This is a genomic window from Caldicellulosiruptor kronotskyensis 2002 (assembly GCF_000166775.1).
Classification (GTDB): domain Bacteria; phylum Bacillota; class Thermoanaerobacteria; order Caldicellulosiruptorales; family Caldicellulosiruptoraceae; genus Caldicellulosiruptor; species Caldicellulosiruptor kronotskyensis.
On the sequence record NC_014720.1, the window covers coordinates 672,323 to 693,742 of the forward strand.

The 21,420-nt window shown below is 34.0% G+C and carries 11 protein-coding genes and 2 pseudogenes; 8 read left to right on the plus strand and 5 right to left on the minus strand.

The features are described 5' to 3' along the window. Position 1: 1 nt before the first annotated feature. Together CALKRO_RS02785 and CALKRO_RS02790 are read left to right on the plus strand one after the other, a co-directional pair. On the plus strand, positions 2-1,213 hold the full coding sequence (locus CALKRO_RS02785) for a Gfo/Idh/MocA family protein (RefSeq protein WP_041741527.1): 1,212 nt from the start codon (positions 2-4) through the stop codon (positions 1,211-1,213). 279 nt (positions 1,214-1,492) lie between these two features. Continuing rightward, on the plus strand, positions 1,493-6,862 hold the full coding sequence (locus CALKRO_RS02790; RefSeq protein WP_013429598.1) for a rhamnogalacturonan lyase family protein: 5,370 nt from the start codon (positions 1,493-1,495) through the stop codon (positions 6,860-6,862). Between the two features lie 353 nt (positions 6,863-7,215). Here CALKRO_RS02790 and CALKRO_RS02795 read toward each other — a convergent pair. Beyond that, a pseudogene (locus CALKRO_RS02795) lies at positions 7,216-9,074 on the minus strand (rhamnogalacturonan lyase). 303 nt (positions 9,075-9,377) lie between these two features. Further along, positions 9,378-9,503 (minus strand): annotated as a pseudogene (locus CALKRO_RS14200) (IS256 family transposase); the annotation flags it as partial. A gap of 371 nt (positions 9,504-9,874) precedes the next feature. Here CALKRO_RS14200 and CALKRO_RS02800 point away from each other — a divergent pair. From CALKRO_RS02800 to CALKRO_RS02810, 3 genes are all read left to right on the plus strand, one after another. Next, entirely contained in the window at positions 9,875-11,179 is a 1,305-nt protein-coding gene (locus CALKRO_RS02800) for an ABC transporter substrate-binding protein (RefSeq protein WP_041741895.1), read from the plus strand. Positions 11,180-11,271: 92 nt separating this feature from the next. Beyond that, positions 11,272-12,198 (plus strand): carbohydrate ABC transporter permease, encoded by a 927-nt coding sequence (locus CALKRO_RS02805; RefSeq protein WP_013429600.1) that lies wholly within the window; start codon positions 11,272-11,274, stop codon positions 12,196-12,198. A gap of 3 nt (positions 12,199-12,201) precedes the next feature. Then, complete coding sequence (locus CALKRO_RS02810; protein ID WP_013429601.1) at positions 12,202-13,044, plus strand: carbohydrate ABC transporter permease; 843 nt, start codon at positions 12,202-12,204, stop codon at positions 13,042-13,044. 100 nt (positions 13,045-13,144) lie between these two features. Here CALKRO_RS02810 and CALKRO_RS02815 read toward each other — a convergent pair whose 3' ends face one another. From CALKRO_RS02815 to CALKRO_RS02825, 3 genes are read right to left on the minus strand one after another with little or no spacing between them, the layout of a single operon-like run. Continuing rightward, positions 13,145-14,134, minus strand: a complete 990-nt coding sequence (locus tag CALKRO_RS02815; protein WP_013429602.1) for a Gfo/Idh/MocA family protein — start codon at positions 14,132-14,134, stop codon at positions 13,145-13,147. Positions 14,135-14,168: 34 nt separating this feature from the next. Beyond that, entirely contained in the window at positions 14,169-14,891 is a 723-nt protein-coding gene (locus tag CALKRO_RS02820) for an SGNH/GDSL hydrolase family protein (RefSeq protein ID WP_013429603.1), read from the minus strand. A 37-nt stretch (positions 14,892-14,928) separates the two neighbouring features. Continuing rightward, positions 14,929-18,048 carry a glycosyl hydrolase gene (locus CALKRO_RS02825; RefSeq protein ID WP_013429604.1) on the minus strand — a complete coding sequence of 1,040 codons (3,120 nt, stop codon included), beginning with the start codon at positions 18,046-18,048 and terminating at the stop codon, positions 14,929-14,931. 246 nt (positions 18,049-18,294) lie between these two features. Here CALKRO_RS02825 and CALKRO_RS02830 point away from each other — a divergent pair, with 246 nt between their 5' ends. From CALKRO_RS02830 to CALKRO_RS02840, 3 genes are all read left to right on the plus strand, one after another. After that, positions 18,295-19,308 carry a LacI family DNA-binding transcriptional regulator gene (locus CALKRO_RS02830; RefSeq protein WP_013429605.1) on the plus strand — a complete coding sequence of 338 codons (1,014 nt, stop codon included), beginning with the start codon at positions 18,295-18,297 and terminating at the stop codon, positions 19,306-19,308. A 178-nt stretch (positions 19,309-19,486) separates the two neighbouring features. Beyond that, entirely contained in the window at positions 19,487-20,323 is an 837-nt protein-coding gene (locus CALKRO_RS02835) for a class II fructose-bisphosphate aldolase (RefSeq protein WP_013429606.1), read from the plus strand. Positions 20,324-20,365: 42 nt separating this feature from the next. Beyond that, positions 20,366-21,409: a galactitol-1-phosphate 5-dehydrogenase gene (locus CALKRO_RS02840; protein ID WP_013429607.1), complete on the plus strand. Its 1,044-nt coding sequence runs from the start codon at positions 20,366-20,368 to the stop codon at positions 21,407-21,409. Positions 21,410-21,420 lie beyond the last annotated feature (11 nt).

Below are 21,420 nucleotides of genomic sequence, written 5' to 3' on the forward strand. Positions count from 1 at the left end.
CTTGAATATTGCAAAGATTGGTCTTATTGGAATTAGTGGCTTTGGGAGTATACACTTGCGGTCAATAGAACAGCTCCAAAGAAAGATGGTTGACTTGAGAGCAATTGTTGCAACAAGCTACGAAAAAAATAAAGAAGTGATAGATAGATTGACTTCTCAAGGTGTTAAGTATTATCAGGATTATAGATTAATGCTTGAAAATCATAAAGACTTAGATTTTGTTGCCATCTCAACGCCCATTCATTTACATGCTCCAATGGCAATTGATGCAATGGAAAGAGGTTTTAATGTCCTGCTTGAAAAGCCGCCTGCTGTGACAATTCAAGATATTGACACTATAATTGAGACTAAAAAGAGGACAGGAAAAATATGTGGAGTAAACTTTCAGAATACGTCAGGTAAAGCATTTAGAAAACTTCTTGAGTATATAAAAGAAGGCCGGCTTGGCAGGATAAAATCAATTATTGGTGTTGGACGTTGGAAAAGGGATGAAAGCTATTATCAAAGAAATGCGTGGGCTGGGAAGCTAATTGTTGATGGCAACTATGTCTTGGATGGAACAATAAACAATCCTCTTGCACATCTTTTGAACAATGAATTGATTATTGCTGAGACCTCAGAAGAAAATGGAGGTGTACCTCAGAAAGTTACTGCAGAACTTTATCACGGTCATAAAATTGAAGGGGAAGATACAGCGTGTGTAAGAATTATAACAAAAACGGGAATCGAGGTTTATTTTTATTCAACACTATGCAACAGAGAAGAAGAGCCACCCTACATCATGATAGAAGCTGAAAAAGCAAAGGCCTATTGGACATTTGCAAATAGGTTTAAAATAGAATACATTGATGGCTCTACAGAAGAATTTGATGGTGGGCATGAAGATTTGTTTGTAAATATGTACATTAATATGGTAGAGCATCTATTTGAAGGCAAACAACTTTACTGTCCTCTGGAAGTAACTCGCAATTTTGTTTTGGCATCCAACGGGGCTTTTGAATCATCGGGGTGTGTTTATGGTATTCCAGATGAATATTTAGAGATTAGCAATGAAAATGGTAAGATATATACCTATATCAAAAATATAAAAGAAATCATAGATGAGGCAGCTATAAGTAAAAAACTATTTTCTGAAATAGGAGTACTGTGGGCAAAACAAACAGAAGAGTTTGATTTGGTTGATTACTGTTGTTTTAGTATGTTTAAAAGGTAAAATCTAATATTTTTAAACTGAATAGGCTTAATTTATTTTAAAAAGTACAGAGCTATCTTGAGTTTTATTTTGATAGCTCTTTTATTTTTTAGTGTAATAAAATATTGACAAAATAAAATAGCAGATATAAAATAAACATAGAAATAAAATCAATTAATCATGCATAAACAAAAAACTATACTTAGAATACTTTATTTGCTCAAAACATACACAGGTAATAATTGTTTTAAACAAAATATCCTAAAAATAATAAATCAAAATAAAAAGGAGGGAATTTGGGTGAGAAAGATATATGCTTTTGTTGTTTTAATTTCGTTTTTGCTTTTTAACATCTTTGGAAATGGATTTGTTGCAAAGGGAAACAATATTTTTGACCCTTCGAACTACGTTTTATTTGACGGAACTAACTTTGAAGATGGTTCAACTTGGGGATTTACTCCAGGTGGAGGAGCAAGTGCAACAGTTGTTACTGATGTTTATGGTAACAAGTATTTAGAAGCAAAAGGTTCTGGTTCAGGTACACGTTCTATTGTTAAGACGTTTTCAACTTCAACTACTAAAGACAAAGTTTTGATTTTATTTGATTGGCAGCCTATGGATGTATCAACTGCAGCAAATAATAGTGAAGTTTTGATCAGTGACGAAAATAACAATCCGCTTTTCAGATTAGTTAAAAAAGGTGGAACAAATGGTGCTATAGGTTATAGTGTTGGAACAACAGGGTTAGACCTTTCTAAGGTTACTTACATTAATACTATAGATACATCTCAAAAATGGTTAACTGTTCGTATTTTATTTGATTTTGTTGCTGAAACAGTTTCCTTCGAAATTTTCAACAAAGATGACCCATCAAAATATTTTTCAGCTTATGGCCTTGACTTAAAGAATATTGTGTATTTAAACAAGATTAAAAAAATATCTATTATTGGCAACAGAGCAAGCGGTAATACTTTGAACTTTACAACAAATGTGGATAACGTTTATATTTATACTTCTACAACCGATGCACCTATACAAGGTTCAAAAAACATAGTAGAAATAGTAAGTAGCTATACTTACAATTATGATTTTCCTTTGGGCACATCTATAAACGATATTATTTCTTTTTTTCCTACAGCATTAAATGTGAAATTGGAGAATAATGTTATTGTTAACAATGTTCCAGTTAGCTGGAGCTGTTACAATTATAATCCCGGCCAAGAAGGCAATTATTTGTTTGTTGGTAATCTTATTATAGATGGAATAACGGGAGTAAAGAACGATTACAACATAACAGCTCAAATAAATGTAAGACTATTAAATCTTTCATTTGTACCACCTCAAATTCCAGGTTATGAAATTGTTTATGCTACAGATTTTGGTGATACAATTACAGTTGTACCAAAATATTGGGGGTTTACTACACAGAATGCTACTCTTAATATCAATACTTATGATATAAAAGGAAATTCAACTCCTAAACTTGAATTTACTCAGGTGAACCAAACAGGTGGAAGGGTTGCGACAAAGACTTTTGGAGAAACTATAAAAGGTGACGCAATACTTGTAAAAATGAATTGGTATCCTGGACTTTTAAACGACAAAGGATCAAATCCATATGAAAATGGCGGTGAGTTAAGACTTATAGATTCTTCTGGTAATGTTTTCTGGAAATTAAACAATACAAGAAATTCCCCTTTACAGCTTATATTAGGTAACTCAGTTGTATTCAACACTTATTTTACTGAGCCTGAAAAGTGGTATGATATTGAGATTAATTGTGATGTTCTGAATAAAGTAATTTCAACTAAAATTACTGATACAGAAACATCAACAGTGATAGAATTTACTTATTCTTCAGATAATGTTGCTTTTGATGGAACACTCAAATCAATAAGCCTTGTTGGAATAAGAACATCAGGAAATAATATAACTTGGACTACTTACTTAGATAATGTATGGATTTATAACAAACCTATTCCACCAAACAGAATAATTAATGTAGATAAGTTGCCTTATAAGACTATATATGTGAATACTGCGCAGGATATATCTCAAATAGGCCTCCCAACAAGAGTCACAGTAACTCTTGCAAATGGTACGAAAAAGGAAGTTGAGATTGCAAAATGGGAGATATTATCAGGTCAATGGTCAGCAGATAAGCCTGGAATTTATACTTTCAAAGGGGTTTTAAAAGAAGATAGTTCAGTTGACAATACTTATGGGAAATATGCAATTTGTTATGTATATAACAGATTACAACCATCAAAGGCTGTAAGACAAATGGAGTGGCTCAACAGAGGATTGATAGCTTTAAAGGCTGAAAATGGAATATTTATAAACTGGAGATTGTTAGCTGATGAGTATAAAAAGGACGTAAAATTCAATATATATAGGAATGGACAGAAACTAAATACAGCTCCTCTTTCTGTAACAAACTATTTGGATGTGAACGGAAATCCAGGCGATGAATATAAAGTAGAGACACTGGTAAATGGCATAAAGATTGAAGAGACAAAAGTAAAAGCGCTTGACAAGGATTATATTTCAATACCTCTTCAAAAACCTGAAGACGGAGTAAATGAAGCAGGAGAAACTTACACATATGAAGCAAATGATTGTAGCGTTGGTGATTTGGATGGGGATGGAGAATATGAAATAATTGTTAAATGGTTACCGTCTAATGCAATTGACAGTTCACAAACAGGTTTGACTGGTCCAACAATATTTGATGCATATAAGCTTGATGGCACATTGCTCTGGAGAATTAATATGGGTCTTAATCTTACTTCAGGTGCGCATTATAATCAGTTCTTGGTGTATGACTTTGATGGAGATGGAAAATCTGAGTTTGTTGTTAAGACAGCCGATGGAACAACAGTTTATGGTGCAACATATGGTAGGGTTGATTATAATAAAGTGATAAGTGTAATTGGAGATCCAGCTAAAAATGGTGCATACAGATATGGGCCAAATGGACCATTTCCTGGTAAAGTATGGGGAGGGCCAGAATACATTTCAATCTTTGATGGTGAAACAGGGGCAGTTTTGGATAGCATAGAATATAGATATTCAATTGAAAAGACTGGTGTTGCGTCTTGGGGTGACACATGGTTCAATAGATCCGACAGATTTTTGGCAGCAGTTGCATATCTTAATGGTACAACACCTTCAATAGTTTTCGGAAGAGGTTATTATGCGAGAACTACATTTGTTGCATATGATTTTGTTAATGGCAAGCTTCAAGAAAGATGGCATTTTGATACACAGGAAATTGGCGGCAAAGGAGAAGGTATGGGTAATCATAATCTATCTGTTGCTGATGTAGATAATGATGGATGTGACGAGATAATTGCTGGTTCGTTGACACTGGACCATGATGGCAAAATATTATACGTAATGGATGGAGAAATGGGAAGAGAATTAGGATCACATGGTGATGCTTTGCATGTAGGCGCGTTTTTCCCAGATCGTGAAGGAATTCAAGTATTTGGTGTTCATGAAGTACCTGCTGTAGCTTCGCTTGAGCTTCATGATGGTGCAACTGGTGAAACTTTACAAGCTTACTTTGCTTATAAAGATACAGGACGTGGAGTTTGTGCGAATATTGCTTCAGAACCAGGTTATGAATTTTGGGGAGCTGGTGATTTTTATGATGTAAACAAAGGTGCAGGTATATATAATGTATATGGCAAGATAATTAGCAATGATTGTCGGGCAGCAGGACTTCCTATGAATTTTGCGTTGTACTGGGATGGGGACCTAATGCAAGAGCTTCTCGATGATGTAAGCATCTTCAAATATGATGAAACAAGAGATAAGACTGATATTATAAGAACTTTTGAAGATGTAAAAAGTATTAATGGAACTAAAGCAAATCCATGCTTGCAAGCCGACATTTTAGGGGATTGGCGAGAAGAAGTTATATATCCAACATTTGATAATACTGAGCTGCGAATTTATAGCACTACTATACCAACTCAATATAGAATCTATACTCTAATGCATGACCCTGTATATAGACTTGGGATAGCATGGCAGAATGTTGCTTACAATCAGCCACCACATACAAGCTTTTATCTTGGTGAGGATATAAGAGATGTTGTTCTTTCTAACAATTTGCCAGTCAAGGATATATTCTATCCAAACAAACCAAGAAAGGCTGATGAACCTGAAGAAAAACTATTCTATAAATCATCTTCTGAGAGCAAGGTGGATTTGTATTTTGAAAATAACAAAGTCAAAATTACAATTGAGAATGATGAAGAAATTGTTGGCGGTAAGATTTCTGTAAGACGTCTTAGCACTCTGAATGGTATCCAGCTGCCTTCTGGTTTAGATACTACAAACAACTATATGGAAATTATCAAGAGCGAAAATATTAGAAACATGCTTATGAAAGTAGAATTTACATTTTCTCCTAACAATTTAAATGGTTGTGATATTAACTCATTAAAGCTTTACAGGTACAATAGCACAACAGCAAAATGGGAGTTTGTAAATGGTCAGGTAGTTGATACTATGAAGAATATTATTTCTTTCGTAGATACTGAGGGTGGTATATACGGAGTTTTTGGAACAAAACCTGCTACATCTTCTGGTGTAGTAACTACAATTATTTTAAATCCTCAGTCACAAACAACTTCATCAACAACTGGTACATCTTCAAAGGGACAAGAAAAGACCCAGCAAGGGATAACACAAGTAACACAGGGTGAGACACAGCAACCCAAACCTCAAATTCAAACATCTGAAAAGAATATTGTAACTGCCAAGATAGATACAAACACTGTAACAAACGTTCAACTGAATTCTCAGGTAAAGATTTCTGTTCCACCACAAGCTGTTGAAGGGAACAATCCTGTTATAAAGGTTGAAACACTGGGCAGTTACACTGAAAAGGTAAAAGTAGGTACTACAGTTATAGAGCCTATAAATATAAGTATTGAAAATGGAAAGATTCAAAAATCAATAGTAGTTGAGGTTAAAATAGCTCCTGAGACTATTAAAAATGATAAAGTTGTTATAGGTTTCATATTTGATTCTATGAGCAAAAAATGGGTTCCTGTATTGACTAAGAAAAACATAAATACAGTTCAGCTAGAACTAAATAAAGCAGGAACTGTTCAGGTGGTTGCGGCTAAATTGAGTGAAATTTACAGCGACATAAAAGAAAATAATTGGGCTTACAACATATTTAATCAAGCTATTACAAAAGGGATAATTACAGGTTATGCTGATCTAACGTTGAAACCTGAGAAACAAATAACATACTACGAGGCAGCAGTTATTTTAGACAGAGCATTTAATTTAGAAAAATCTAGTAACTCAAATTTATCTGAGGTTCCACAGTGGGCTAAGGATGCAATTATGAAAATGGTATCTAACGAAATATTTGATGAGACAAATGCTTCTAATGGTATAGTAAGCAGGATTGAAGCTGTAAAATTTATGGTTAAGATATTAGAAAAGAAAGGTCTTCAAATTGAACCTGAAGATGTTAAGTTCAAAGATATCAATAATGCAGAGTATACTGAAATTGTTTCAAAAGCATATAAATTAGGTATTGTGAAAGGTTATCCAGATGGGAGTTTTAAGCCTGACAAACCTGTAACAAGATCTGAATTCGTAGCAATGTTAATAAGAGCAATTGAAAATATAAATAAGTAATCTGAAAGTTAAAGAGGTTATCCCTGCTGCAGGGATAACCTCTTATTTTATATTATGGTTATTTTTTGCATCAGCCTACAGTGAAATTAATTTATTTCTATCAGCTGCTTGTCTGGCGAGCAGTGAAATATAAGTTGTATGTATAAAAGCTATCTTCAATGCTTACAATGCATCTGTTTTTACCTCTTATTTCATTAATAAAGTCCAAAAAGACAGCTGGTATAATAACAGAGGGTTGGTTAGCAATTTTATCTAACCAACCCTCCTGTTTTTTTACTCCATAGCTTAGTATTTACGATTGAAACTATCATCTGCTTAATTTCAGTTATTGAAAATTATTCTGAAATTAATTTTTACGGCACTAAGTAAATATTAGGCGTTGGTGGAGTACTCATTCCATTACCTATGAAGAAACTTGTGTGGGGTGGTTGGTTGTATCCTACATTTTGCCATGCAATGGATATTCTATATTGGGGGTCATGCATAAGAGTATAAATTTTTGTGTTAGACTGATATGTTGTAGTGTAGATACGCAGAGCTGTATCATCAGATGTTCTCCAGATAACTTCTTCTCTCCAATCACCAAAGACATCTGCTGTCAAGCAGGGTGTTGCTTTTGTTCCATTGTTAGAAGCACAACCCGATGCGGTTAGTAAGGTGGTAGTAGAGTTGGAGCTTGGATTCCATTTGTAGATATAGATATTATCAAGCAATTCTCTCAATAAGTCTCCATCCCACCATACAGCGAAGTTTATTGGTGGTGTAGTACTTGAAATTTTTGTGCCGTTTGAACTGTATAGTCCTACTGTTGAAGCAGCCCATACTTCCATGCCAGGATAATTAGCATCGATATCTGCTGCTAAGGCACGACCACAGTCTGATGAAGTGGTAACTCTCAATAAAATTGTTCCAGTTCTTGCATCTCTTAAACTTGCTCCTGCGCCCGTCGAAGTATTTTCGTGACATTGCCATACTTCTAAACCACTACGACTTGGTATTATATCAGCAAGATGCATAGCATCTCCATGACCTAATCCTGTTGTATACATTGGTGAACCATCATCATTTACTGCCATGGCACCATAAATTATTTCATCTTTTCCATCTCCATCAACATCTCCTACACTTAAATTGTGGTTGCCTTGGCCTTCATAATTATCTCTATAACCATCGTTCATTTCACCTGTATCAAATTGCCATACTTTTGTTAATGATCCATTTCGGTAGTTCCAAGCAACTATATAGGTTTTTGTATAATATCCTCTACACATAATCAAAGTAGGTCTCTGCCCATCAATATATGCTACCCCACCTAAGAATCTGTCAACACGGTTTCCATAGGAATCGCCCCATGAAGAAACAGTGCCCCGTGGCGGAATATAATTTGTTGTTACTAATGCTTTACCATCAGTTCCTCGGAAAATTGTCAGATATTCTGGACCATCTAATATTCTTCCAGATGAATTTCTCCAATCTTTTGAGCCGTCACCGATTATAGCCCCCGTACCATCCTTTGTACCGTCTGCAGTTTTACATGCAATTTCTGCTTTACCATCTCCATCAAAATCGTAAACAATAAACTGGGTATAATGAGCGCCTGCTCTAATATTTATTCCCAAATCAATCCTCCACTTTCTTGTGCCATTCAACTCATAACCATCCAGGTAAACATTGCTTGTGTACCCATCTTGAGAAGGATCTTTAGCATCACTTGGTTCCACTTGACAACAATTTCATATTCTTTATCACCATCAAGATCAGCAATACTACAATCATTGGCGGAATAAGTAGCGCCTAACGGTGAAGTAGAAGGCCTTTGTAAAGGAACTGTCAGGTAATTAGTTGTCCATACTCCTACTGTTTCTGAGGCTGTTCCTTCTGTTCCATTAATGACTGGCTTAACGTAATATGTGCAGGATGAATTTCCGCCTGTATCTAAAAAGTTTGTTCTATTTGTAACTACATTTGTATTTATCCTTGTTCCATTTCGGTAAATATTGAAGCCTATATCTGAGGGGTCAGTTCCCAACATACGCCAGCTGAGATATACTCCATCACTGCGTTGAATTGCAATTAAACCTCGGTTTAAGTTTTCCATTTGACGAGCGGCCATTGCAGGGGTGACGGTTATAGAATAAGTTATCACAACACTAAGCACAACAATAAGTGAAAGTAAAAACTTCTTCCAATTATTGTGTTTTCTTTTTAACATTTTTCAACCCTCCTTTTTTGATTTTAAAACTTAAAATACTACTTGTCTTTTGCAACTTTGTTATATTTAGCTTTTGTTATAGTGTAAGTTTTTTAAAGATCACATTATTTTTTTTGATTTTTGGTCAAGTCCAAATTTTTGTGTAAAATTCCCCTCTGGCTAGAATATAAGCTTTTTAGTATATTTTAATCGTTCGAATAAAATTCCATATGGCTTTTTGTAAATTATAATTTACCAGTTATTACCTGAAAGCCTTAAAAATATCTTCTACGCCCATTTACAAACTAACAGCCTTAAAAAAGCTCATTTCATCAAAACAATTTCTTTTCTAACACCTTCCTTCACCTTTTCCTGCCACTCAAAATACTCTCTCATCTCTAAGTACTTCCTCGTAGATAGCCATCTTTCATCCTGTTCCATTAATAAAGCAGGTTGACTCTATATATTTGTGTAAAAAGGATTGAGCTAACCCTCTCCTTTTTCAATATACTTTTGATTTTTTAAAAATATTTTGTGATTTCCTTAAGATTAATTATTTAATAAACAATTTTATTTTTATTTTGGTCAATTTTATAATTAAATATGCAATAATTCTTGACAATTTCAAAATAATTAGATATATTAAATACAGAATAAAATTTAAATCCATAAAACAGCAAATAAAACAGATTCAATTTAAAACAAATAGAAAATAAAAGCAGAAAGTAAGGAATATTATCTTTTATCCTTGCAACAAGTGAAGGAGGGTATAAATGCTCAATAGAGCATTTAATTTTAAAAAAAGGAAGGAGGAAATTTATATGAAAAGAATATTGTGCATTGGAACTATTATAATATTTTTATTCTCACTCCTTTTATTTCCTTTTGGTAAACCTTCTGAAAAGGCTTTTGGTTCTTCTCAGTCAATCAAACTCAGAGTTGCGTGGTGGGGAAGCCAAACGCGTCATGACAGAACTCAAAAGGTGCTTGAACTATACCGAGCAAAGGTTAATCGAAAAGTAAGTTTTGTAACAGAATTTGGAAGCTGGTCGGGATATTGGGATAAACTTACAACTCAAGCAGCTGCAAAGAATTTGCCTGACATTATTCAAATGGACTATATGTATTTAGCTCAATATGTTCAAAAAGGATTGTTGGCAGATTTAACACCTTACACAAAAAATGGAATATTGAATCTGAAAGATGTAAGTGAAGCAAGTATAAAAAGTGGATCAGTTGGTGGAAGGATTTATGCCATAAGTTTAGGGACTAACGCTTTAGCAATAATTTATGACCCTGCTGTGGCTCAAAAAGCAGGTGTTAAGATACCTGAAGATGGCAACTGGACCTGGAATGACTACAAAGAGATTATCAAAAAAGTTTATCAAAAAACCAAAATCAGAGCAGACTTGGCATTAACAGCTGACCCAAAATTCTTACTTGAATACTATGTAAGGCAGCAAGGCAAAAGCTTATATAAACACGATGGAACGGGTTTGGGATTTACTCAAGAAAAATTTGTTATTGATGTATTTAATATCAATTTAGAGTTATTGAAAGGCGGATATACAGCAAAACCTGATGAAGTTTCAGCAACCTCCACAATTGAAGACAGCTTATTTGTGAAAGGCAAGACATGGATAGGATGGACATGGAGCAACATGTTTGTTGCAACAGCAAATGCTGCAAAACGCCCACTGGCATTAGCTCTTCCACCCAAGGGGGGTATAAGACCAGGGTTGTATTTAAAACCTTCTCAGTTCTTCTCTATTGCTGCAACCTCCAAATATAAAACTGAAGCAGCTAAAGTTATAAACTTCTTTACAAATAGCATAGAGGCGAATAATATTTTGCTTGCTGAAAGAGGTGTGCCTATTTCAGCAAAAGTAAGAGAAGGTATCAAGAATGCAGTCGAACCTGCAGTGAGACAGACATTTGATTATATAGCTCTCGCTGAAAAGAATTGTTCACCTATTGATCCACCAGATCCACCAGGCGGGACTGAAGTAGGGCAGACGTTTAAAGATCTTTACGACCAAGTCTTGTATGGTCAGATAAAACCTGAAACAGCGGCAAAGATGTTTATGCAAAAAGCAAATCAAATACTTGCCAAAAACAAGAAATAAACTTTGAGTATAGTACTTTTCTTTTGCAAGACAAGCCAGCTGAAAAATATTATCAGCTGGCTTGTTTAACTTGAATTAAAGGAGGAAAAAACATGTCGAATATTAATCGAAAAAAGTCTTTCAGAGAACTTTTGATGAGTTCAGAAAATGTTGCTGGTTATGTTTTTATATCTCCATGGCTTATTGGCTTTTTTGTGTTCACTTTGATTCCTATTGCAGCAACCTTTTATTTGTCTTTTACTCAATATGATTTATTGTCATCTCCTAAATTTGTAGGATTACAAAATTATGTACAAATGTTTAAAGAAGATCCATTATTTTGGAAATCAATGTCAGTAACTTTTTTCTATGTATTTGTAACTGTGCCATTAAAGCTGGCTTTTGCATTGCTTCTTGCCCTTTGGCTATCTTACAAAAGTAGACTAACACCATTTTACAGGGCTGTATACTATGTTCCTTCTATGATGGGTGGCAGTGTGGCTGTGGCAGTGCTTTGGCAAAGACTTTTTACAAGTGATGGTGTTATAAATTCAATATTGAAACTATTTGGAATTCAAAGTGAGACCTCATGGATAGGAAATCCAAGAACTGCTATATGGACGTTGATATTACTTGCGGTTTGGCAATTTGGTTCGCCAATGTTGATATTTTTAGCAGGTTTAAAGCAAATACCAGAAAGCTATTATGAAGCAGCTATTATTGATGGAGCAAATAGCTGGCAAAAGTTTGTTAAAATAACCTTGCCGATGCTCACACCAATAATATTTTTCAACTTGATTATGCAGATGATAGGAAGCTTTATGACTTTTACTCAAGGATTCATTATTACAAATGGCGGCCCTGTGAACAGCACACTCTTTTACGCTATTTACCTCTACAGAAGAGCATTCCAATTTTATGACATGGGCTACAGTTGTGCTATGTCGTGGGTAATGCTTATTATCATTGGAATACTCACGGCTTTTATATTCAAATCATCTACATTCTGGGTATATTATGAGTCCAAGGAAGGTGAATAAAAAGTGAGAAAGGCAAAGACAATAAAGGCATTTTTATTTCATCTACTGACAATTCTATTTGGTTACATAATGCTGTATCCACTTCTTTGGATGTTTTTCAGTTCCTTCAAAGAAAATAGTGAAATTTTTCTAAATGCGCACGAATTGCTACCCAAAAAGTGGCTTTTCAAAAATTATATTGATGGATGGAGAGGTTTTGCGGGATACCCATTTTCAGTTTTTTTTAAAAATTCATTTATTGTAACTATTATTGGTACTGTTGGTGCTGTCATTTCCTCAGCTATTGTAGCTTATGGTTTTGCAAGATGTAAGTTCAAAGGCAAAGGATTTTGGTTTGGTTGTATGATTATAACTATGCTTTTACCATATCAGGTTGTTATGATTCCGCAATACATCATGTTTCAAAAGATGGGATGGGTAAATACGTTCAAGCCTTTACTTGTTCCAGCTTTTTTGGGTCAGCCATTTTTTATCTTTTTAATGATTCAATTTATAAGAGGAATTCCAAACGAATTAGATGAAGCGGCTAAAATTGATGGTTGTAGTAAATATTCAATTTTTACAAGAATTATTTTGCCATTAATTTCTCCGGCTTTAATTACATCAGCAATCTTTTCATTTTTGTGGCGTTGGGATGACTTTTTAGGGCCTCTTTTGTATCTCAGCAAACCTGAGCTGTATACAGTATCTTTAGGGTTGAGAATGTTCTCTGACCCGACAGCAGTTTCTAACTGGGGAGCTGCCTTTGCTATGGCAACATTATCGCTCGTTCCCTCATTTATAATATTTATATTCTTCCAACGCTATCTAGTGGAAGGAATTGTTACTACAGGTTTAAAGGGTTAAATATATAAGAGCATAATATTAAAGGGTTGCATTCCCTTATTGGTGGGGAGCAACCCTTGTAATTTTTATAAATATTAGGAAATAATTAAGACATTATAGTTTAAAATTCAATCACTTTTCCATCATCAGCAGACTCTCTCGCTAAAAGCGAAGCCAAGGTTACATAAAAGCTATCCTCACTACTAACTAAGCACTTATCTGTACCTCTTACCTCATTTAAGAAATCTAAAAACACAATAGGTGGTTTTTCTAAAGAGACTTCTGAGACCTCTTTAGTGGTATCATTTAGTAAGTAAACTTTTCCGTTTAAAACTTCAAGAATTCCTCTTGTTCCCACAATTCTAACTCTATCATCATCATGAGTAGGGGCAGTAGCAGGACGCAAATAGTCAATGTTCACCGTGGCTAAAATTTCATCTTCCATTACAAAGCTACAAAAAGCAGTAGTTTCAAGCTCACCGTGATCATTATTATAAAGTCTTGAATGTCTTGCAAAGACCGATTTGAATTTCTTACCACTCAACCAATAAATCCAATCAATAGCGTGAATTCCAACCCAGGGAATTGTTCCACCATATGTTTTTCTATGTTTGTAAAAGTCAGGTCGAGTTCCAAGTTTATAAGATTTTTGAGCATGTATCAGTCTTATTCTACCTATCTTGTTTTCATTTATAAGTTTATAAGCAGTCCAAAAATGGGGTGTATAGCGCAATCCCAGCATTGACGAAAGTTTTACTTTTGTTTGCCTCCACACACTCTTTAGTTCTTCAAGTTTTTCTATTGATAGTGCAACAGGCTTTTCCATATATACGTGGATTCCTCTTTTCATAGCCTCAATTGCAAGCTCAGAATTTTTATAAAAAAATGTATTAATCACAGCAATGTCAGGTTTGAGATCTTCAAACATCCTTATAGGATTGCTATAAACCACAGATGCAAATCCCATTTCATTTACTTGAGAATATAACCTTTCAATATTCTCTCCTTCACATCCAGGAGAGATTCCCACAATTTGAGCATGAGGGTCTTCTTTTATTCCTCTTAAAGCATATACATAGTGTCCACTACTGCCGACTATGCAAATTTTCATTTAAAATCTCACACCTTTCATTCAAATTTTTCTTTTAAAACATAATTGTTTCAAACAATGACCATGCAAAGAGCTTATGCATCGGGCGATTGGGGTGATTTATAAAATTTGAAAGAAGATTTGTTGTGTCAACACCACTATGATAAAGCTTTTTCCATTTTTCATAACAATCACAAACTACAACCTTTTCCTTTTTGCAAAGCTCCTTAGCTGAGTCTATGTAAAGGTCTAATGTTCCATTGATTTGACTTTCCATATTTAATTTTGCCATCTCAATTAACGGCAAGCTCTTTATAGCTAGTGAAATATAAGTATTTTTCATGTTGGGAGTTAAAAAAATTACTTCAATATCATGTTTTTTAAGTTCTATAAATATCCCTGCTAAACCATCTAAATATTCATTCAAATACTCTTTTCCTTTGTTACTATCATTTAATCCATAACAAACTACCACAAGGTCTGGGTTAAATCTTAAAACATCTCTTTCAAGTCTTTGTAAGCCACCCTGTGCTGTATCACCGCTTATGCCTGCATTGACAATATTAATCGGAGCAAATGGAAACACCATTGATAATATTTTCTTAAATTGATTATGATACACTGCTTCAAAATCACAGACAACTTCTAATGTTCTTTTTGTTCCTTCAATAACCTCAAAACAACCGTGGGTTACACTGTCACCCAGAAAGACAATTGTAGGTATTGGACCGGAGTGATAATTTTCGTTTTTTTGTCTAATTTTTTCTATAATTCGCATCATCTAAATCCACCCCTAATTTTTATATTGATGAGTTTTATATTGTCTTAATTTTATGTGTTATTGGCTCAATAATTTCACCTTCGAACAGTTGCAGGCTCGAAGTTGATACTTCAAGTGTGAGCTTTACCTTCTTTGAAGAAAGTAAATCAGAATCTACCTTCCATCTGTAAGGTTGCCAACATCTTGTGCCAATAAGTTCATTATTTATATAAAGGCTAACACACTGATCTACGTTATCTTCGATAAAGAATTCCACAATACCACTTTCCAAAGATGGCATTTGAAGTTCTTTTTCGTACTTTACAAAACCAGCATAAAAAGGAATGCCATTTTCAAGGTCTTTACCAAAATAGCCTTGAGTTGGAAGCTTGCCCATATGCCAGCTGTCATCAACTTTGAATACACCTGCCGTGCTGAAAATATAAATGGGTGTAAGAAGTCCGTCAAATGATCTGCTAATCTTTACACATACACAAAGCTGATTTTCCCCTAGTTTAATTAAGTTGCTAATATCATATGCCAAATTAGTATGAGAATAAAATCTTTTAAGTATAAAATCTCTTGGTAAAATAGTATGATTGTTCAAAAGCACAACCCATTCACCTTTTATACCTTCATCTTCAATTACAAGCCAGAATTTTTGGCTTGCTGCATCTACAAAAAATGAAGTAGTGTATATTGCCTCAAAGCTTGGCAACGTTATTTCTTTTGGACATCCAAAGAAACTTTTTGTTTTTAGTGGTATTGCAATTTTTGCCTCTTCTATTTGGTCAATTATCGGTTTTGGTGTAACTGGAATTTTTGAAGATGCTAAGTATTGTTCATTTTCATTGTTGAAATTCAATTTTAAATTCCATCTGCCGAGCCTTAAAGGATTTAAACTCTCAATTGAAAATTCCCAAACAGTTGCAAGAGGGATTTTGTACTGAGAAACTCTCTTTTCAATATTCTTTTTGTTGTGATTCTTCTTAGAAGAACTTTTTTCTAATTTGATTAAATACGATTGAAAAGGTTCAAAATTCATGGAAAAAGCCATTTGTTTTTTTTCTAAAGAATTTTCAAAATTTATTTCCTCTTCGGAATCTTGCAATGTTAATGGAACCGAATAAATTCTGATTATTTCACCAGCCTTGTAACCCACGTGTATCTTACAACTCTTTTTCTCCTTAGTTGGGTTTATTATGAATAAAAGATCATGATCTACATCCTCAAAGTAAGCACAGAGAATACCGTGGTCGTTAAAAGATTCATATGATATAACTACAGACTTTTCATATATCTCATCAATTTTTGTAGCTAAATCTTCTATATTACCAATGAAGATGCAACTGTTAAGAAAAACTGTATTGTTCAATTTAGAACCTGCTGTATATGCCTTTGCAATGTCCATAGGATTTACTCCAAGAAAATTGCTAATATCTTTGGCAACATCAAAATCTTCGATATTTTGAAATGGCAAACAACCAATAAATATTATCTTGCACCCATTTAGTATCAGCTCTTTTATCTTCGTATAGGCTTCTTTTTCTAAATTGGTCACAGGTGGAATAATCAATAGTTCAAATTTTTCATTCTCGTAATAAATCTTTTGATTGATGCATTTCAAGTTTTTAACTAATGACTGATCAATCACATAATAGTCTACATTTTCTTCTAAAAGAATTTGCTGAATTCTACAGAAATCCTTTGAAATCTTCTCTTTTATCTCTCTCTCATTAAAACAGGTCCACTGGCTTGTAATTGGGTCTACTAAAAGTACATCAACTTTTCTTTTGCAATTTTTAAGCATTTTAGTTACATTTTCTACATACTCAGACAATATTTTTTGATGTTTCCACCATGGCATCTGGAAAAAGGCTGAAGGTGGGGCATCGTGTTTTTTGAGTCCATCTGCACTATAATAAAAAGCATGAGGAACAAACATGTCTATTCCCTGCAATATTAGCCAGTCAAATATCCATTTCATATCTTGCATTGTCATGCTCCAGCCGATGCTGTGAAAGCATTCACACAAAGCCCTTTCCTTTTTATAAAAGTGAGCGGCAGATGATGCTATCTTTGGATTTGCTCTGTAGTTTTCAGATACAATCTGTGGAATGTCACCAGCCTTTTGGTGCCCTGCATCTATTCCGGGAATGTCCATAAATGCTAATTGTGAGCTTCTCAAAATTGGCTTTTCACCTACATACAAAAGATTATTCTGGTGGCACCATTCAAGGATTTGTTTGTCATAGCTCTCAATAAATGTGTCCACAACAAGCTTCCAAAACTGATACTTAATTTTTGAACAAGCTGTATCAAATATGTCTGTGCAAATAATTTGAGGTAATTTTTCAATAAGATTTTCCCCATATGTTTGCTCAAAAAGCTTAGGAAGCACTTTTGACCAAGGAAGTTTGCCGGCAACTGGAGCTGTTTCATCCGTAAAAATTCCCTTTATTGTTTTTCCAAACTCATGACCTAAGTATTTTTTATATTTTTCATGAGTGGTTTGAATGAACAGTCTTACAGCATCTTTGTTTAGAGGGTCGATAAATGTTCCGAAATATTTAAAATTTTTTAATGGATACTGATAAAACAAAAATATCTTCCACTCTCCTTTTGGTACTTTCCATTTAAGAGCTTTTGCTCCATCTCCAACAAAGTATCTTTTCCTATTGTAAAACGTAAGTCCACTTTCTTGGTAGATATGTTCTTTGTAGATTACACCAATATTGTCCATCAGTTCTACATACTCATTCCACAGTATGGAACAATTACCAATTTTATAAGCTCTCGCTAATAGAATTTCGGACATAGGAAGCTCAATGTATATGTCTTCATTTTCTTTTGCTTCAAACACTTTGTAATCTAATATAAATGCTTGAAATTCCGGATGCTGGGCAATAACCTCACCAGCTGAGATCCCACTTGGGTAAGGATATTCATCATAAAGCCACACTTCCATGTTATATTTTTTTGCACATTCAATTGCAACAGAAACCTTTTCAAACCACTCATGAGAAAGGTAGGGTATTTCAAGACCTTGCCGTGGATGAATGAAGAACCCGCCAATTCCTTTTTCGTGCATCTCTTTTATTTGCTCTGCTATTTCATCATTTTCCATTTTCCCATTCCAAAACCAAAATGGTTTTATTTTGAAATTAATGTCCATTCTGTTTTCCTCACTCCTATATTTAGCTAATAGTAATAAAAAACTGTTCAAATTTGTTTTGGTTTTTTTATATTTACATCCCTAATTATACTATATAACTCAAATACAATCAACACAAAATTGAAAGAATCAAAAACAATGTGTTATAATGTTTCATAAAGTACAACTTGCTTTATTATTGAAAAGAATAAAGACAAGATGGTAAAATAAACAATAAAGAATATTGCCAAAATTCAGTACGAGAGGGTGGTTAAGATTCCAGCTACAATAAAAGATATAGCAAAGTATACAGGACTTTCAATAGCAACTATATCAAAGTATCTCAATGGTGGTAATGTGTTAGAAAAAAATAGGATTCTTATAGAAGAGGCAATAAAGGCGCTAGATTTTGAAGTGAATGAGATTGCAAGAGGGCTCAGAACTAATAAGACAATGACAATTGGAGTTTTGATTCCTGTTTTTGAAGTTTTCTTTAATACAATTGTATCTTCGTTAGAAAATGTATTGCTTGAAACTGGTTATAGTATTGTTGTATGTGATTACAGAGATGATGAAAAGTTAGAAAAGGAAAGGTTGGATTTTCTTTATAAAAAAAGAGTTGATGCATTAGTGGTTGTTCCCACATACTTGAAAGGAAGCGATATCAAAAAGATTATAAAAAGAGACATTCCAATTGTAGCAGTGGACAGACCAATTGATGACTTTGAATGTGATACAATCCTTGTGAACAATTTCGAGGTTTCATATCAAGCAGTTGAAAAGTTAATTTTAATGGGGCACAAAAAAATTGGAATAATATGTGGGCCACAGAATATCTATACTGCTCAAGAAAGGTTGAATGGCTATGTTCAAGCTCATACCGATTTTAACATACCTCTAAATGAAGAATACATAAAGTTTGGAGAATTTCATAATATGGAATCAGGTTATAAAAAAATGATTGAATTACTTGAAATCCAAAATCCTCCTTCTGCTGTTTTTGTTACAAATTATGAGATGACTCTTGGTGCTATTATTGCTATAAATGAAAAAGACATAAAAGTCCCTGATGAGCTGTCAGTTATAGGCTTTGATAATTTAGAAATGGCAAGGATAGTAAAGCCATCATTATCTCTTGTGGTCCAGCCAATGGAAGAGATAGGAGAGTCTGTTGCAAGATTGCTATTGAAGAGATTAAAAGGGGATAAAAGTGATTTTCCTTTGCAAAAAAAGTTGAGCGCACAAGTTTTGATAAAGAATTCAATCAAAAGAGTAGACTGAGAGTTTAGGATGTTGGATTTTAGATAAGTATAGTTTTAAAAAATCTTTTTGGGTATTGACAGATGGATTTGTTTAATGTTATTCTATTATAAAGCTAAACGTTTAATTTCTTATTTATTTTTATTAAAAGTAAAACGTTTAGTTATAGATTGTTCATTAAAAAAGGAAGTGAAAACAAGTGGCTATTATCTCTTTGAAAGAAGTTTTTGATTATAGTTTTGTGAAAAGCGCAATTTGTTCTTTTAATTTTGTGAACCTCGAACAATTATATGGAATTGTAGCTGCTGCTGATGAGCTTCAAACTCCTGTTGTTTTAATGATTTCACAAAAAACTGCTTTAAAATATGGACTTGAGGTAATGTTCAACTTAGCAAAATCAAAAGTTGAAAAGCTACATACTCCATTTGTCATTCATTTAGACCATGCAAAGAATATTGAGCTTGTTGAAAAAGCAATTGATTTAGGGTTTTCTTCAGTAATGTTTGATGGTTCATCACTGTCTTTTGATGAAAATATTAAGAAAACTTACGAAGTTGTAAAAAAAGCTCACAGATATGGGATTGCAGTTGAGGGCGAAATAAATGCTATATATGGGAAGGAAGAAGATGGCACCCCAAGTGCTATTGTATACACAAAAGTAAAAGATGCCAAGAAGTTTTCAGAAGAAACTGAGGTTGATTTTTTAGCGGTTAGTGTTGGAACAAAGCATGGACTTTATGAGGGAACGCCTTCTTTGAGGTATGATCTTATCAATGAAATTTCCAATTCAATTAAGTCAAAACTTGTTATGCATGGTTGCAGCGGGCTTACAGCTGAACAGTTAAGGAAGTCTATTCAAAGTGGAATTAAAAAGTTGAATTTTGGCACAGAGGTAATGCTAACACAGATAAACGCAATAAAAAAATCATTAGACAATTTATCTAAACCAGATATAAGGCCAATTATGGACAGTTCAATTGAAGAGATAAAGGCATATGTAAAGAACACAATTAATAGTATTTGTATTTCACAATAAAATTTATGAAAAAGTCAACAAAAAGGAGCGAATGTTTTAAAGATGAAAGCGGCAGTTTTACACGCAAAAGGTGATATCAGATATGAAGAGGTTGAAGATCCTAAAATAACTGAGGATGAGGTTCTTGTAAAAGTGAGGGCAAGTGGCATATGTGGGTCTGACATTCCAAGAGTATTGGGTGATGCGGCACATTTTTATCCTATCATATTAGGACACGAATTTTCTGGTGAAATTGTGGAGGTTGGCAAAAACGTTAAAAACCTTAAAATTGGCGACAGAGTGGTGGGTGCTCCGTTATTGCCATGTTTTAAGTGCAGTGATTGTCAAAAGGGTTGGTATTCGCAATGCAAAAACTACAGTTTTATTGGGTCAAGAAGGCAAGGGAGCTTTGCCGAATACATAGCGATTCCTGCAAGAAATGCAATAAAATTTGATGAAAGTATCCCTTTTGAACAGGCTGTCTTTTTTGAACCATCCACTGTAGCTTTACATGGACTTAGGTGTGTTGATTTTAAAGGTGGCGAAGATGTTTTAGTTTTGGGTGCAGGAACAATTGGGATTTTTACGTTACAGTGGGCAAGAATAATGGGCGCAAGATGCATCTGTGTTGTTGATATCAAAGATGAGAGACTAAAACTTGCAAAAGAGTTTGGAGCAGATTTTGTTGTTAATGCAACTGAAGAAAAGTTTACAGAAAAGATAAGTGAACTCACAAAAGGCAGAGGTTTTGGATATGTATTTGAAACAGCAGGTAGTACTGAGACAATAAAGTTCTCTTTCGAATTTGTTTCAAACAAAGGCTGTGTTTGCCTTATAGGTACACCTACAAAGGATATTGCTTTCTCGCCTCATCTATTTGAAAAAATCAATAGGAAAGAGTTTCATCTTACAGGTTCTTGGATGTCATATAGTGCCCCTTTTCCAGGCATTGAATGGGAGTTGACCTCCCAATATTTTTCAGATAAACGCTTAAAGTTCAGCAATAAGTTGATATACAAAACCTTTCATCTAAAAGATATTAAAGAAGCATTTGAGTTATTTAAAAGTCCGGAGAATGTGAAAGGGAAAGTAATCATTTTAAGTTAATATATTCAAAA